Origin of the sequence: Salibacterium aidingense DSM 18341, assembly GCF_000429685.1 — a bacterium.
GTDB lineage: Bacteria > Bacillota > Bacilli > Bacillales > Marinococcaceae > Salibacterium > Salibacterium aidingense.
The window spans coordinates 161,047-176,335 of record NZ_AUCI01000001.1 but is presented as its reverse complement, the minus strand read 5'-3'; the positions used below and the strand labels follow the sequence as shown (position 1 = coordinate 176,335).

General features: G+C 41.9%; 15 protein-coding genes. All 15 read left to right on the top strand.

The window, feature by feature from the left end; all coding sequences use genetic code 11:
* Nucleotides 1–96: 96 nt before the first annotated feature.
* The 15 genes from G475_RS0100875 (at nucleotide 97) to G475_RS23905 (ending at nucleotide 15,275) form a co-directional block, all read left to right on the top strand.
* Nucleotides 97–1,035 (top strand): AEC family transporter, encoded by a 939-nt coding sequence (locus G475_RS0100875; RefSeq protein WP_026699640.1) that lies wholly within the window; start codon nucleotides 97–99, stop codon nucleotides 1,033–1,035.
* Between the two features lie 207 nt (nucleotides 1,036–1,242).
* Nucleotides 1,243–1,437, top strand: coding sequence for a MarR family transcriptional regulator (locus G475_RS27975; RefSeq protein WP_026699639.1), 195 nt, complete (start codon nucleotides 1,243–1,245; stop codon nucleotides 1,435–1,437).
* Between the two features lie 123 nt (nucleotides 1,438–1,560).
* Entirely contained in the window at nucleotides 1,561–1,824 is a 264-nt protein-coding gene (locus G475_RS0100865; RefSeq protein ID WP_035709743.1) for an AbrB/MazE/SpoVT family DNA-binding domain-containing protein, read from the top strand.
* 1 nt (nucleotide 1,825) lies between these two features.
* Nucleotides 1,826–2,218, top strand: a complete 393-nt coding sequence (locus tag G475_RS0100860) for a type II toxin-antitoxin system death-on-curing family toxin (protein ID WP_026699637.1) — start codon at nucleotides 1,826–1,828, stop codon at nucleotides 2,216–2,218.
* An 865-nt stretch (nucleotides 2,219–3,083) separates the two neighbouring features.
* Complete coding sequence (locus G475_RS0100855; RefSeq protein WP_026699636.1) at nucleotides 3,084–3,518, top strand: MarR family winged helix-turn-helix transcriptional regulator; 435 nt, start codon at nucleotides 3,084–3,086, stop codon at nucleotides 3,516–3,518.
* A gap of 44 nt (nucleotides 3,519–3,562) precedes the next feature.
* Nucleotides 3,563–6,208: an MMPL family transporter gene (locus G475_RS0100850; protein WP_026699635.1), complete on the top strand. Its 2,646-nt coding sequence runs from the start codon at nucleotides 3,563–3,565 to the stop codon at nucleotides 6,206–6,208.
* A 184-nt stretch (nucleotides 6,209–6,392) separates the two neighbouring features.
* Nucleotides 6,393–7,043: a helix-turn-helix transcriptional regulator gene (locus G475_RS0100840; RefSeq protein ID WP_026699634.1), complete on the top strand. Its 651-nt coding sequence runs from the start codon at nucleotides 6,393–6,395 to the stop codon at nucleotides 7,041–7,043.
* 194 nt (nucleotides 7,044–7,237) lie between these two features.
* The gene (locus tag G475_RS0100835; RefSeq protein ID WP_026699633.1) at nucleotides 7,238–7,702 is read left to right on the top strand and encodes a RidA family protein; all 465 of its coding nucleotides are present in this window, start codon (nucleotides 7,238–7,240) and stop codon (nucleotides 7,700–7,702) included.
* A 101-nt stretch (nucleotides 7,703–7,803) separates the two neighbouring features.
* Nucleotides 7,804–8,889, top strand: coding sequence for a TRAP transporter substrate-binding protein (locus tag G475_RS0100830; protein WP_026699632.1), 1,086 nt, complete (start codon nucleotides 7,804–7,806; stop codon nucleotides 8,887–8,889).
* Between the two features lie 70 nt (nucleotides 8,890–8,959).
* On the top strand, nucleotides 8,960–9,487 hold the full coding sequence (locus G475_RS0100825) for a TRAP transporter small permease (RefSeq protein ID WP_051302018.1): 528 nt from the start codon (nucleotides 8,960–8,962) through the stop codon (nucleotides 9,485–9,487).
* Nucleotides 9,465–10,736 carry a TRAP transporter large permease gene (locus G475_RS0100820; RefSeq protein WP_026699630.1) on the top strand — a complete coding sequence of 424 codons (1,272 nt, stop codon included), beginning with the start codon at nucleotides 9,465–9,467 and terminating at the stop codon, nucleotides 10,734–10,736. Before G475_RS0100825 ends, G475_RS0100820 begins: the two co-directional genes overlap by 23 nt.
* 32 nt (nucleotides 10,737–10,768) lie before the next feature.
* The gene (locus G475_RS0100815; protein WP_026699629.1) at nucleotides 10,769–11,863 is read left to right on the top strand and encodes an alanine racemase; all 1,095 of its coding nucleotides are present in this window, start codon (nucleotides 10,769–10,771) and stop codon (nucleotides 11,861–11,863) included.
* Between the two features lie 5 nt (nucleotides 11,864–11,868).
* Entirely contained in the window at nucleotides 11,869–13,086 is a 1,218-nt protein-coding gene (locus tag G475_RS23915) for a M20 family metallopeptidase (protein WP_156911592.1), read from the top strand.
* Nucleotides 13,068–14,273 carry a threonine synthase gene (thrC, locus tag G475_RS23910; RefSeq protein WP_051302015.1) on the top strand — a complete coding sequence of 402 codons (1,206 nt, stop codon included), beginning with the start codon at nucleotides 13,068–13,070 and terminating at the stop codon, nucleotides 14,271–14,273. Before G475_RS23915 ends, thrC begins: the two co-directional genes overlap by 19 nt.
* Before the next feature lie 18 nt (nucleotides 14,274–14,291).
* Nucleotides 14,292–15,275: a threonine ammonia-lyase gene (locus tag G475_RS23905; RefSeq protein ID WP_051302014.1), complete on the top strand. Its 984-nt coding sequence runs from the start codon at nucleotides 14,292–14,294 to the stop codon at nucleotides 15,273–15,275.
* The last annotated feature ends 14 nt before the right edge of the window (nucleotides 15,276–15,289 follow it).

The following is a 15,289-nucleotide window of genomic DNA, read 5'->3' as shown; positions in this document are numbered from 1 at the left end:
GTACAGGAAGGTCAAGCGGATGATGATTTGATATTTATACAGAAAATGCTTCAGTCTGTTCTCCGGGCTGAGGCTTTTTTGTAGGAGGAGTTGCGGTTGGACACGCTGATACATCTTGTTATTCCGATATTTGCTATTATGTTCTGCGGTTTTCTGGCGGGGCGTTTTTCTTTTATTCCCACCGGAGGGGCCGGGGCATTAAACGGTTACATTTATTATTTTGCCCTCCCGGCATTGTTATTCCTATCTTTGGCAGAGGCTTCCCGGGAGGAAATCACGTCTTTTTCCTTTTTTGCTGTTACTGCGGTCACCTGCGTTTTAGTGATGGGGGCGGCCGTTGTTATTTTTAGGCTCGTTTTTAAAAAAAGCCTTCCGGCCGCGTTCATGTACGGAATGGCTTCCTCTTATGGGAACACAGGATTTCTCGGGATACCGCTTGCGGTGATGGCATTTGGGCCTGAAGCGGCAGTGCCCGCGGCCATTGTTACGCTGACCAGTGATTTATTAATCATAAGCATCGTTGTCGTTTCGATGGAATACACAAGTCCTTCTCATGCTTCTATATTTTCTTCCCTAACCAAGGCTGTTTTGAGGAATCCCATTAATCTATCTCTACTTTTAGGGAGTCTGGCAGCCTTCCTGCAGCTGCCGGTGCCGGAGACACTGAAGGTGTTTGCGGATACGTTAGGAGGAGCAGCCGGCCCGACAGCTTTATTTGCCATCGGATTGGGGCTGGTGCGCGAGAGCAGGGAGTCTCATGCTCTTCCTGGCAGCAAGAAGGCATACCTTAGCGTTATTGGATTAAAATTAGTCGTCATGCCGTTGACCGCCTTGATTCTTGTCCCATTTTTCCTGGAGGATAGGAAACTCTGGGCCGATACATTTATTCTGCTGTCGGCTATGCCGACCGGCGCTGTCGTGAACGTGTTTGCCGATAAGTATCATCTGTTAAAAAGGGAAGTTCCTGACATAGTTGTAACAACAACGCTCATTTCAATCGTAACGATTATGGGAATGCTGATTCTTTTAGATTAGTAGTCGCTGCTTCAGAAGTTTAATTGACTGTTAGTGTACGAATTGTTAGATGCTAACATGAATAAAAATACAGTAACTCTCATTGTTAGCTTTTCAACTCGTTCTGGCGCGGAAAAAAGTCCAAAAGTTTTATGAACAGCATCTTGAAACACTGGGTCTGAACACGTCCTATGTATACGTGATGGAGGTTGTTTATAATTACGGTCCATGTACATTACCAGTATCGCGGATCATCTGCAGCTTGAGCGTCCCACAGTCAGTAATTCATTGACAATAATGGAGAAAAATGGTTATATTCAAAGGCTGCGGGGACAGGAACGACTCTCTCTAGATGTACACTTAACAGAAAAAGGAAGAATGAAAATGAACAATAAGGGTAAACCCTATTTGTACATTTATTAAAAGGACAGAATAATATTAGATAATCTTACCTTACAAGTACATAAAACTATGGTGAATTTATGGTTCATGTATTATAATGATTATAACGGACATAATTTTATAATAAGGAGAGGAGGTAAAATTATGTCTTTGGAGGTAAGTAATTTGGAAAGAAAAATCATTAATATTGGTCGAAGTCACGGTGTAACACTTCCCAACGAAATGTTAAAAAAACATGGAATAGATCCTGGAGATGTGGTGAATGTGATTAGTAAAGACGGGGAGATCGTCATCCAAAAAAGTCGAAAAGTCAACTTGCCGGAAGGGATTAGCTCGGATTTTTTTGATGTATTAGAACGAAATGCCAAAAAACATGACGAAACCATAAAAGAACTCAAAGACCGTTAAAATGCGCTATTTAACAGTACAAGAAGTGGAATCGATCAATCACTATATAATTTTAAAATATTCACCAACGGAAGACAAAGGAGTTAAGTATCCTGGTTTACTTGAATCAGCTGTGGCCCGCCCCCAACAATCTGTTTTTGGTAAAGATGCTTACCCTTCCATCGAGCAAAAAGGTGCAGCGCTGTTTGAATCTCTGGCTCAAAATCATGCTTTCCAAAACGCCAATAAAAGAACAGCCTTCTTATCCCTTACTCAATTCCTTTCTTATAACGGCTTTGATTTTGAAATGGCTACTCAGGACCAGGTTCAATTTACAGTAGATGTTGTAACGCATGACCTTTCTTTTAAAGAAATCGTTTCAATAATAAAAGAAAATAATCGACAGATTGACTAAGAAGAAGGTATAACCTTCTTCTTTTTATATGTACAATAAGGGTAAACCCTATATACAAAATAAAATTATGGTATTCTCAGGGGAAAGAAATGTACAAATAGGGTTGTACAATGGAGGTTAAGAAAAAATTGATATTTGGATATGCCCGAATAAAAGGGAATTTGAAAATCTGGAGTTGTCCGAAGGAGGACAAATGCTCGGTGGTTTTTTCTTACGTTTACAATTAAAAATGTTTTGAATAATACCACTTTTGTTATTTTTAAGTAATCGTCAGGTATATATAATGGGGACTCCAGGGAGTGATAGACCATGAAAAGTGTGTATAAGGAATGGATTTCACTATCATTGTTTGTATAATCTTGATTGTATTATCTCTCGTTTTTAACTGGCCGGAGCCTGTTTTATTTACAATTATAGCTGGTTATGTCATCAATATGGTAGTTCTTTTCTTGAAATATTACTCCCCCCTTCATCATGAAGAGGGGGAGTAAAAAGAGCTAGTTGACACTTATATCTGATATTGAATAGTAACCACCTTGGGAGTCTGCCCGTGTATAACTATATTTAATGGTTACATCGAAAGTTTTAGCTGTGGGTGACTTTAAAGTCTCAGTCGCAATATTATCATGTGATACGTAAGATGTTATTCAAGACACAGCTGCATCCGTGCCTACACTAGATATTGCAGAGATTGAAGAGGCAGCTATGGAAAATAATTTTTTGATGGAAGATGTATTTAAATGATTATAATGGAAACCCAATAAAAAGTCTGTCTAAGTGACGGGCTTTTTTTAAAAGTGATTTTAAGATTGACATTAAATAGTTAAGGGGTTAAACTATATTGTGGTTTAGGGGGTAAACTTTTATGAATGAAAAAAGAATGGAGGAAGCCATCCGCTTATTCACGGACGTGATGATAGACGGGCAGAATGAAGTGTTCCGAAAGGTTGAAAATGAGCTTCACCAAGAATTTTCGATGGAGCAGATCAAGATGCTCAACTTATTGGAACGGCACGGCCCGATGACCTCCAAGCAATTGACGGAACTGCAGGGAGGTCATAAAAGCGCGACCTCAAGCCGCCTGAAAAAATTAGTAGAAAAAGAATATGTCCGGGTGATCCCGGACGAAAACGACCGGCGCGTGAAATACGTTGCGTTGACAGAAGCAGGAGCTTCCGCTTATAAGAAAGCAAACCAGCAGGTAAACGAATACTTAAGCTCCGTATTAGCAGGAATCAAAGACGAAGAAATCGACGAATTCATTTACATCTTTCAGAAAGTCAAAGCACTCCTGCGATAAAGTGCCTGTCACCTGTCGAATTTTGGTTATGGGGGAGAGAAATTATGCGTACGATATTACGATTCCGCTGGGTGATTGCAATCACATTGATCGCAGTTACCGCAGTAATGTTTATATGGTCACCGGATTTATCCAACCTTGCGGAAGAAGAAGATAGTTTTCAACTGCCGGAGGATATGACCTCCCAGCAGGCAAAAGAAGTTCTCGATGAAGCAGGAGAAGGAGCGGAAACCATCAGCCTTGTCCTGGATATGGAAGAGCCTTTATCCGGTGAATCGGAGCAGAACATCACCTCTTTTCTCAAAGACATCAGATCAGCAGATGAACACATTGAGGATGTGACGTCTCCGTTTGAACGGGAAGAAATCAGGGATCAATTAATTTCCGAAGATCAAGACGTGGTGCTTGTTCCGATTTCTGTAAATGGAGGGGAAGAGGAAGCCGTTCAGGCTGGAGAAAAGATAGAGGCCCTTTCAACCCCCGAAGGAATGGATCGTTACGTCACAGGGGATGCAATAATCAGTAATGATGTGGATGAAACAACACAGGAAGGGCTGGAACGGACAGAAGGAATCACGGTCGCCCTCATTTTTGCATTACTGCTTTTTGTATTCCGGGCGGTGGTCACGCCGTTTGTGCCGCTTATTTCTGTGGCAGTGACATACCTGCTCAGCCAGTCTATCATTGCGTTTCTGGCAGACACCTTTGGTTTTCCGCTCTCGACGTACACTCAGATTTTTCTTGTGGCTGTGTTATTCGGGATAGGAACGGATTACTGTATTCTGCTGCTCAGCCGCTATAAAGAAGAGCTGTCTGCCGGGCAGGACGTTTCTGATGCGGTCGTTACGACGTATAAAACAGCAGGAAAGACATTGTTTTACAGCGGGCTTGCGGTCTTTGTCGGTTTTGCGGCCATCGGTTTTGCCGACTTTGCTATTTTTCAGTCGGCCGTGGGAGTTGCCGTCGGCATTGTAGTCCTGCTTCTTGTGTTATACACCCTTATTCCTTTTTTCATGGCGACGTTAAAAGAAAAATTATTCTGGCCGGCGAAAAAAGGAGCCGCCCATCATGATAATAAACTGTGGGGGGCGATGGGGCGGATCTCCGTATTCCGTCCGATTGTTTCAATTATTGTTGTGGCCGTGGTAACCCTGCCTTTTATCCTAACCTACGATAATGATGTTTCGTATAATAATACGGATGAAATAAGCGCTGGTGCTGAATCGGTGGAAGGATTGCGGGTTATTGAGAATGCCTTCGGTATGGGGGATGCTCTGCCGCTTGAGATTGTTATTGATTCTGAGGATGATATCGTCACGAAAGAAAAACTGGCAGCCTCCGAAGCGCTGGCTGATACGCTGGAACGTTCGGACGTAGTGGAGGAAGTCCGCGGCATAACCCGCCCGACTGGTTCTGTGCTGGAGGATATGTATGTCGATACGCAGCTGGAAGAAGTCTCTTCCGGTATAACAGAGGCCCAGGATGGATTAGCGGACGTGCGAAATGGATTGGGCGATGTACGGGATGGGCTGCAGGAGATGAACAGCCAGGTCCAGGGTACCCGGGGCCCCGGAGGTTCCCTGAACGAGGCCGCTGCTAATATAGAAAACATCAATAATCAAGTAAGCGGGATATCTCAACAGCTTCAGCAGACCGGCAATACGCAGACCGCGGTTCAGCAGCTGGCAGGCGTGCAGCAGGGGTTGACTGAGGTCCAGAACGGCTTGCAGCAGGGCAGTCAGCAGCTGAGCAATCAGCAGGAAGCACAGGCCAATGAGCTTGCAGCTGGTCTCGATGAGCTGACTAACGGCGTGCAGGATGCCATCAATGGTCTGGAAGATATCGAATCAGGGTTGGAAGAAGCAGAAACGTATACGGCTGAAGCTTCTGAAGCTTCCTATATCCGGGGAACCGGCGTATATGTCCCGGATGACCTCCTCGAAAATGAAGATTTTCAGGAAGGCGTCGATCAATATGCATTCGGCGGTGAAACCGGTATGACGATGGAAGTCAGTCTGAAGAAAGATCCTTATTCACTGGAAGCTATTGATGCTGTCGAGCAGGTAAAAGAAATCGTGGACCAGGAAACAGCCGGCACACCGCTCGAAGATGATACTTTTACTTATAGCGGTGTGCCCGGGACAAATGCAGATTTACAGGATATTTCTTCCGAAGATTTCACAAACACGATTATCATTATTTTAATCGGACTCTTCGTTATCCTGGCGATTTTGCTGCGCTCGATCTTCCAGCCGGTCTTTATCCTTGGAGGATTGCTGTTGACCTATTTCACCGCCATGGGAGTGGCAGAGATGGTCTTTGTGAACGCCCTTGGTTATCCCGGCATGATGTGGCCGGTTCCGTTTTTCGCCTTCGTTATGCTCGTCGCTCTCGGCGTGGACTACTCGATTTTCCTGTTTGACCGGTATCGCGAAGAATCAAAACTCGGCGTGCGCGAAGGACTGATGAAAGCAATGGTAAAAATGGGGACGGTCATCATCACCGCTGCCATCATTCTCTCCGGTACCTTTGGCGCGATGATTCCATCCGGCGTACTGACTCTTATGCAGGTAGGTACCGTGGTGGTGACCGGCCTGATGCTCTTTGGTCTTGTCATCCTGCCCTTATTCATTCCAGCTATCGTCAGCCTGAATGAATCTGATTCGGCAGCAGTGGAGAAGGAAAAATAAATTGCAGTAGGATAAGAAAATGATCAAAAATAGTTTAATCCCGTCATGATATCATGATGGGATTTTTTATGCTGAAGGATGCTCTTGTATGGAGTATTTAAAAATTTTTTAAATATCTATAAAAATATAGTTGAAATATTGTATAATTGCTATAAAATAAAATGTCGTGGAGAGGATCTTATTTATGAAAAATTTTGATGAAATGTGTTCCGTTCTAAAACCCTTAATCAAACCTATAGCTCAAGCTTTAGGGCCAAATTGTGAAGTGGTTTTACATGATACTCGAGAGCTTGAACATTCTATTGTAGCTATTGAAAATGGTCACGTGACTGGAAGAAAAGTTGGAGATTCCAGTACAAACCTGGGTTTAGAAATAATGAAAGAACATCCGCCTAAAGAAGGGAACATGTTGAATTATCGAGCTAGAACTCAGGATGGGAAAGTTCTAAAATCTTCTTCCATCTATCTTAGAAATGATGATGGAGAAATAATGGGTTCTATATGCATTAATTATGATATTTCTGAATTCTTACTTGTATCCCATGTCTTGAATGATTTTATAAAAACCGACCAAGAAGTAGATGAAACCTTTGCCGGTGATATTAATGAGGTTATCGAAAATTTGTTAGAAGAGGCCATTAATATGGTAGGAAAACCTATACCATATATGCAAAAAGAAGACAAAATGAAGGTTTTAAGGTTTCTAGATCAAAAGGGTGTATTTACCGTTAAACGCTCTATGAATCGGGTAGCAACTTTCTTAGGCATTTCAAAATTCACCATATATAATTATTTAGAAGAGGCAAGAAGTTTGGAGGAAAATAATCAAATTTAACCCTTCTATTCTTTTAGTAATCATTAAAAACTGAAAATTATGTTAAAAAGCCCTGCTGTTATAGGCGGGCGCTTTTTTTATAAAAAAATTGCTTAAAATTTATTATTTTTTGACATTGACAAATATTTTTTTAAGATATAAAATAAATTTGTATTAATTTTAAATAATTTTGAAAATTCAAGGGGGGAGCAAAAATGTCTAAGGTTGAAGAAAAAATGCAGGAATTAGAAGTTGAACTGCCACAGCCTAATACTCCTAAATTCAGCTATGTTGCTACGAAACAGTTTGGGGACTATGTTTATACATCTGGACAAGACTGCAGAGTAAATGGGAAGTTAATGTTTGAAGGAAAGCTTGGAAAGGATGTCAGTGTCGAGGAAGGACAAGAAGCTGCTAAGCAGGGAGTTATTAATTGTTTATCTGTTATTAAAGAAGAAATAGGTGATCTGGATAAAATCAAGCAGGTTGTGAAAATATTAGGATTTGTCAACTCAACAGATGGGTTTGTTGAACAGCCATATGTACTCGACGGGGCGTCGAAATTTTTGGTGGAAATCTTAGGTGAAAAAGGAAAACATGCTAGATCTGCGGTGGCATGTAATGAACTCCCATTTAACACACCAGTTGAAATAGAAATGATTGTTGAAGTAATAAATTAAAATACAAAATTGAACATAATAAATTATTAAATATCAGATTATTTAGAAAAATATGATTTATATTGGTTCGTAGGTCAATATTTTTAAAAGGGGATGGTAGTATGAAAAACCTTTGGAAATGTAGTATCGCTGTTTTCTCTATGATTCTTTTTTTGACAGCGTGTGGAGGGGAAAATGATGAGACGGGTAGTGAATCTTCTGCAGAAGAAATGGATTCTAATTCTGAAGAAGAGGGGGGAGATGCAAGCGAGGAAGGATATAACGGAGAATCATACGAATGGACCATTGGTTTTAATACACCTGAAGATTCTGTCCGAGATGTTGCTGCTGAACGATTTAAAGAAATTGTGGAAGAAGAAACGAACGGAAATGTCACTGTTAATATTCAGCCTGCTGAAAGTCTGGGTTCAGAGCAGGAAATGCTTGAACAAATTCAGACTGGAGCATTGGATTTTCAATTAGCTGGTGGAGGATCTATGCAAAATATTATTCCAGAATACGCCGTTTTACAATTGCCATTTATGGTGGAAAACTTTGATGAGGCTTATGCAGTCTTAGATGGCCCCATTGGCGATGAGTTAAAGTCTCTCGCAGAAGAAGCTGACTATAAAATTCTCTCCCACACGGACTTAGGATTTGCTCAAATCACTAATAATGTAAGACCCATAAATGAACCGTCAGACTTGGAGGGCATCCAAATTCGCAGTCCGGAAGAACCGACTTCTATCAGCACATTTGAACAACTGGGGGCTTCGACTACTACGATGGCGTTCACTGAGGTTTATCTAGGGCTTCAGCAGGGAGTGATTGACGGTCAATTTAACCCGTTGGATGCTATTTATGAAAATAACTTCCATGAAGTTCAGGATTACTTGGCTATGACCAATCACTTTTACTATCATGTCAATTTCATAATGAATCTTCCGCTTTGGGAGGAACTTGACCCTGAACTGCAGGAAGTTGTTCAGACAGCAGCAGAGGAGGCCCGGGATGCTTCCAGAGAGTTCACTCAAGAAGTTGATGAAGAGATGAGAAGCACTCTCGAAGGGGAGTTCGAAGAGATAACTGAACCTGATATGCAGCCATTTAAAGAAGCGATTGATTATTCTGAATTTAGTGAAACGGTGGATCAAGATTTTATAAATAAAACTCAGGACTTTATTGAAGAGTACCGGGAAGAAAATTAATTTTAGTGAACTGCCCTGTATGAATTTATTGTTCATTGGCAGGGCAGTTCCTGCTAAACGAGGGATCAAAATGACAGAGAAATTAATTTCAAAAAGACGCCCTGCTCTAATGTTGGACCGAATATTAACCACAACCTCTAACATTCTGCTCGTTATTCTTACAATAGTTGTATTTGGAGAAGTAATTATGCGTTATGTTTTCAGCTCCCCTTCAAATGTGACGTCCGGTTTGACAGCTATGATCTTCCCGTGGATGATCTTTTTTGCAGCCATCGCAGTTACTCAAAACAACGATCACATTAGAGTTAATTATTTTCGTAATAAACTCCCAGCTTTTTTGCAGAAGGTGGTCAATGTGATAACAAAGCTTATTATGCTATTTTTTTCCATTTATATGGTCATTTCAAGCTATGGATTGGTCGAGAGCGTAATGAATCAAGCCCATCCCATATTAGGAATTTCCAGAGGCTGGCTCTATGGATCTGTCACAGTATCTTTTCTGGGAATGGGGATTGTTCTTTTATTCCAGATTTTTGATGAAATAACAAGTGAAGAGGAAAAGAGGGGGGAAACAAATGATTTGGATTATGATCATTAGTTTCTTCCTCATGATAGCTTTCAGTGTACCAATTGCTTTTGCTATGGGAGGAGCCGCTCTTTTATATGTGGTGGTGGAAGGAATTCCGCTTTCGACAATGGCTCAACAATTTTTCTCAGAAACACAGTCTTTTGCTTTTTTGGCAGTCCCCTTTTTTATATTGGCAGGGAATTTAATGGTTCATGGAGGAATAGCGCGCCGTATCATTGATTTAGCAAATGCTATGGTTCGACAGCTGCCTGGTGGACTAGGATGCGTATCCGTTGTCACAAGTATGGGGATGGCTGGTGTTTCAGGATCGTCTGTAGCGGATGCTGCTTCTGTAGGAAGTATCCTCATTCCAGAAATGAAACAAAAAGGCTATCATTCTTCCTTTGCTGCTTCGATAAATGCTTCTAGTTCGGTAGTAGGGATCATTATCCCGCCGAGCAGTACCATGATTATTATTGCATGGCTGACAAATTTATCAGTAGCTCAAATGTTTTTAGCAGGTATTATACCAGGTGTGTTGATAGGGCTTACTTATCTTGTAGTTACCGTTTTAATTTCAATGAAACGAGGGTATCCGAGCGAACCCCGGCCCACTCTCAAAGAACTGGCTGGGAGTATAGTAAGAGCATTTTGGGCTTTGCTTTTACCATTATTTTTAATTTCCGTTATTGTACTGGGCATAGCTACAGCGACAGAAGCAGCGGCTTTATCAGCAGTTTACGCGTTTGTTATTGCTTTAATGGTATATCGCTCCCTGAATTGGAATGGGTTAATTAGGGCATTGAGAGAAAGTGTTTATTCCACTACCGTTATTATGATGATTGTCTGCACGGCAAGTATGTTCACGTGGGTACTGATCCGCGAGGGAATTCCTCAATTAATTTCTGATTTATTACTTGGTTTTGGACTGCCAGCGTGGGGATTATTATTTGTTATGGTTCTAATCATGCTTTTATTTGGAATGGTCATGGATTTGGTGCCGAATCTATTTATTCTAATCCCAGTTTTTTTTCCTTTGGCAATCGGGCTTGGAATGGACCCCATCCAATTTTCTATAGTTATGCTAAGTACCCTTGCATTGGGGTTGTTCACTCCGCCGGTAGGAACAACATTATTTATTTCGATTCATTTAGCTAAAGTAGAAATCGAGGAAACGTTAAAAGATTTATGGCCCTATTTGGTGGCGGGATTAGCTGTTGTATTATTAGTGACTTATATTCCGCAGCTTACGATGTGGATCCCTGGGTTAATAAATTGAAATAGCATTAATGAAACAGAGGTGACTAATTTATGCAGATCGCAACTCCTTATATAAAAATTAATTTAGATCAAATGGAAAAAAATATCGATAATATGGTCAGCCAGCTAAATAAGTTCGGTATTTCACATAGACCTCATATCAAGCCTCATAAAAGTATTGACTTTGCGGATTTACAGATAGAAAAAGGAGCAGAAGGAATATCCTGTGCCACTTTGTATGAAGTCGAGATTATGGCAAGGGCAGGGATAAAAGATATTCTTCTCGCTTATCCCATTATAGGAAAAGCTAAGCTGGACTACTTAAAAGATATACTTAAAGACTCTTCTTTTCAATTTACGACAATAGTGGAGAGCGAAAAAGGGGCTGAAGATTTATCGAAGCTAGGAGAAGCTCTCCAAGTCCCCATCTGTGTACTTCTTGATATAGATGGAGGTGGTCATAGAGAGGGAGTTCAGCCAGGACAGGACGTTCAGCGTTTCGCTTCTTATCTTCAAACCTTGCCCGGTCTAAATTTAAAAGGTCTGTTTACCTATAATGGGGATATTTATGGGAAAGAAAAAGAAGACATGAAGGTGAGTGCTAGAACAGAAGCCCAGTTATTATTGAAAGAAAAAGAGAGATTAGAAAACAATGGAATTTTCATAGGCACATTATCTGCCGGCTCTACTATCTCTTCCCATTTATCCGAGGAGTTGGATGGCATCACAGAATCAAGAGCAGGAAACTACATCTTTTATGATATGAATGCAGTCCACTCTGGAGTTGTTACGACAGACGAGTGTGCTTTAACCATCATTTCGCAAGTGGTAAGTATCCCTTATTGGGGTCACGCAACAATGGATGCGGGATCTAAGACAATGACCACAGATGACCCGCTACGGGGAAAACAGTATGGAAAAGTCATCAACCGCCCAGGCATAAACATTGTTAAATTGAACGAAGAACACGGATTTCTAAAATATAATCCTGAAGAAACATCTCTTCAGATAGGAGATACTCTTGAAATCATCCCGAATCATGCATGTGTGGTACCGAATCTTCACCATGAGATTTTTGGCATTAGAAATGGAAACTTAGAGAGACGATATCAAATAAATGCCAGAGGAAGGCATTACGCGGGGTGAATTCTATGAAGAAATGGATGATGGAAAATTTTGATGAAACACAAGCGGTTTCTATATTAAAAGAGTTAATAGGATTTGATAGTGAGAACAGGCCTGGAAAAACCGAAGCAGAGGCAGCCGCCTGGATTTATCGACTGTTGAATGATAATGGAATAGAAGCGTGTTTGAAAGAAGCAGCTCCAGACCGCCCAAATGTCTATGCCGTATTAAAAGGGAAAGAGAAAGGGAAGGGGAAGGGGCCTTCCATCATTTTTAATGGTCACATCGACGTTGTCCCTGCAGGGGATGGATGGACCTTCCCACCCTTTCATTCCACTTTGAAAGACGGGAAGATTTACGGTCGGGGAGCGGCTGACATGAAGGCAGGTGTAGCGGCTATGATTCAGGCTGCATTGCTGTTGAAAAAAGCGGGCTGTCCTTTTCACGGTGAACTCCATCTATTTTTCAATGTCGATGAAGAAGTAACTAATCAGGGCATGAAACAATTTCTAGATGACTCTTTGACAGCGGACTATGCTTTAATCAGTGAACCTACAGGGATGGATATAACAATCGGCCATCGCGGCGTAGCCAGATTTCATGTTAAGACCAAGGGCACCCCCGGACATTCCGCTTTTGTCCGACAGCCGGATAATGCCATTGTAAAAATGAGGGCTTTTTTAACAGCTTTAGAAAATTTGAGTGATGTTATAAAAGAACGAAAAGATCAAACGTTAGGTGCGGCGTTACTAAATATTACTCAAATTAATGGGGGAACCGCAGCGAATGTTATTCCCGAGGAGTGTACCGTTGTTCTTGACCGCCGGCTTCTTCCTGGTGAACAGGAAGAGGAGGTTAAAGGAGAAATTGTTCAGTCATTAAGTAAAGTACAGGAAGAAACGGGATTTTCTTTTGAACTTAAAACGGATTCCTTTCTTCCAGCAAGTCAGATATCTGAGGGACACCCATTTGTCAAAGCTTTAGAGAGGGTATCTCAGCAGGTGAACACTGAACCGATTTCTATCAAAGTTTTTGGAGCCACATGTGAAGCTCCGTTTTTCGCTTTTCATAAACAAATCCCAACCATTGTATGTGGGCCTGGTGAATTAGAGCAAGCCCATGTTAAGGACGAATTTGTGGAGAAAGAACAGTATATAAGGGCTGTCCATACTTTTACAAACTTGGTGCCCCATCTCTGTAAACGTTTTGAACAAGGAGGAATGACATGTCACGAACCGAACTGATTTGTACATCTTGCAATTCTTCCTTTAACCTTTTGGAATACTATCATTGCCCGTATTGTAAAGGAATTTTGGAAGTTCGATATGATCTTGATAGGGTGACTGCAAGCACAGGGGATGCTGTCAAGCAGGAGCTGCAGCCATTTCCATTTTCTCCGGGTGTTTTCATGGGAGAAGGTAATGCTTCTTTAATCAGAGCTAAATGTTTAGAAAAAAAATTAGGAGTGGCAAGAATTGATCTAAAAGGAGAGTTCATGAATCCTAGCGGTTCCTTTAAAGACAGGCCTGTAGCAATGGGGGTGAAAGCTGGAATCCATTTCGGCCATAAACGTTTAATCGTGGCTTCTAGTGGTAATGGAGCAGCTGCGGTGTCAGCTTTTGCAGCTAAAGCGGGAATGGAAGCGGTGGTCCTGGTACCTGAAAGCACTCCGCAGGAAAAAGTGTCTCAATCGATGTTTCTGAATGCTAACGTCATTAAAATAAAAGGGCCCTACAGCAATAGCTTCACTCTAGCCAAAATCCTGGCAGAAACCGAATCCTTATTTAACGTTACCACCACTTTTATAAATCCATACACAGTAGAAGGGGATAAGGGGGTTGCTTTTGAACTGCATGATCAATTGAATGGATACTGGCCGGATCAGATCTACGTACCGATTGGTGCGGGGCCTCTACTCGTTGGGACTCGGAAAGGCTTTATGGAGATGGCTTCTTTATGGGAAAGAGAGTACACTCCCCGGATGATAGGCGTTCAAGCCCGAGGTTGTTCAACTGTCGCAGAAGCATATGAAAGAAAAGAAGATCAGGTACAAGAAGTTGTTGTTCCGAAAACAATTGCTGGAGGGATTGGGGATGGTCTGCAGGGATACGCTAAAGACGGGACCCATACTTTGAGCCATATCCGGAAATCCGGAGGGAACGCGATGGCGATAACGGATGCAGGCATTCTGGAAGCCCAGCATGAATTAGCTTCTTTAGAAGGGCTATTTGTGGAACCATCCGCGGCGGCTGCTTTAGCTGGGTTAAAGCATAATGTTGAATTAGGCAAAGTGAGAGCAGAAGACCACATTGTACTCCTATTAACTGGGCACGGTTTAAAGGATATGGCATCTGCGGAAATGAAAAAGGATATACCATTAGTGGGAGAACATGATATTAAGCGGATAATGAAAGTGATAAAAGGTTCATAAAGGAAAGGACTTTTGAAGATGAATGGACAACGTTTGGAGACAGTAGCTTTAACGGATTTCAAAACAGCAAAACAAAGACTAACTGAAATCATCCCCCGCCCTACACCGCTTATACAGAATGAGCTATTGAATATGGAATTGGGTTCCTCCATTTTTATTAAGGCAGAATCCCTGCTTCCAGTAGGATCCTTCAAGTTGAGGGGGGCCTTTAATAAAATAGCATCACTTGCTGAAAAGAAGACGCAGCCTTTCAAGGTGGTCACCGCTTCAGCGGGCAATCATGCCATGGGGGTGTCGTATGCTTCCAGTGTAAAGGGAGCTGAAGCCAATGTCGTCGTTCCAGAAACGACTCCAGCAATCAAGATAAATACATGTGAGGCGTTTGGAGCAGTAGTCCATAAGGTAGGAGCAACCTATGATGAGGCTTATCAGTATGCTCGTGAGCTGTCGGAGGAAATGGACGGCACATACGTCCATCCTGTGGCGGATGCCGATGTTGTCGCTGGACAGGGGACAATTGCCCTTGAACTGCTCGAACAGCTTCCAAAGGTAGACCAGATCATTGTCCCCCTTGGAGGAGGGGGGCTAGTCTCCGGAATTGCTATGGCGGCCAAGAATTTGAACTCATCCATCCAGGTGATTGCAGTCCAAGCTGAAGGCTCTGCCGCATACTATGAAAGTTTTACAACAGGGGAAATGAAAACGTTGACCGAAACCAATACGCTGGCGGAAGGACTATCTGTCAAAAAGCCGGAGCCGTACTTGCTTTCTTTTATCAATGACTGGGTTGACGATGTCATAAAGGTGAAGGAAAAGACGATACGTGAAGCGGTTAAATTGTTCGCTTTATCCGGAAAACTAGTAGTAGAAGCTTCTGGTACTGTCCCTCTTGCTGCCGTGATGGAGGAACAAATTGCGATTACAAAAAATACGGTCGTCATTGCCAGCGGCTCTAATATTGATGAGTCTGTTTTAAAGGAATGTTTGTTCAAACAGAAATGACGAAAGGATTGTTT

What these genes read in the sequence shown, in the direction of transcription:
- G475_RS27975 (WP_026699639.1), top strand. Translation starts at nt 1,243, where the DNA reads ATGTACATTACCAGTATCGCGGATCATCTGCAGCTTGAGCGTCCCACA.
- G475_RS0100865 (WP_035709743.1), top strand. Translation starts at nt 1,561, where the DNA reads ATGTCTTTGGAGGTAAGTAATTTGGAAAGAAAAATCATTAATATTGGT.
- G475_RS0100860 (WP_026699637.1), top strand. Translation starts at nt 1,826, where the DNA reads ATGCGCTATTTAACAGTACAAGAAGTGGAATCGATCAATCACTATATA.
- G475_RS0100855 (WP_026699636.1), top strand. Translation starts at nt 3,084, where the DNA reads ATGAATGAAAAAAGAATGGAGGAAGCCATCCGCTTATTCACGGACGTG.
- G475_RS0100850 (WP_026699635.1), top strand. Translation starts at nt 3,563, where the DNA reads ATGCGTACGATATTACGATTCCGCTGGGTGATTGCAATCACATTGATC.
- G475_RS0100840 (WP_026699634.1), top strand. Translation starts at nt 6,393, where the DNA reads ATGAAAAATTTTGATGAAATGTGTTCCGTTCTAAAACCCTTAATCAAA.
- G475_RS0100835 (WP_026699633.1), top strand. Translation starts at nt 7,238, where the DNA reads ATGTCTAAGGTTGAAGAAAAAATGCAGGAATTAGAAGTTGAACTGCCA.
- G475_RS0100830 (WP_026699632.1), top strand. Translation starts at nt 7,804, where the DNA reads ATGAAAAACCTTTGGAAATGTAGTATCGCTGTTTTCTCTATGATTCTT.
- G475_RS0100825 (WP_051302018.1), top strand. Translation starts at nt 8,960, where the DNA reads ATGACAGAGAAATTAATTTCAAAAAGACGCCCTGCTCTAATGTTGGAC.
- G475_RS0100820 (WP_026699630.1), top strand. Translation starts at nt 9,465, where the DNA reads ATGATTTGGATTATGATCATTAGTTTCTTCCTCATGATAGCTTTCAGT.
- G475_RS0100815 (WP_026699629.1), top strand. Translation starts at nt 10,769, where the DNA reads ATGCAGATCGCAACTCCTTATATAAAAATTAATTTAGATCAAATGGAA.
- G475_RS23915 (WP_156911592.1), top strand. Translation starts at nt 11,869, where the DNA reads ATGAAGAAATGGATGATGGAAAATTTTGATGAAACACAAGCGGTTTCT.
- thrC (WP_051302015.1), top strand. Translation starts at nt 13,068, where the DNA reads ATGTCACGAACCGAACTGATTTGTACATCTTGCAATTCTTCCTTTAAC.
- G475_RS23905 (WP_051302014.1), top strand. Translation starts at nt 14,292, where the DNA reads ATGAATGGACAACGTTTGGAGACAGTAGCTTTAACGGATTTCAAAACA.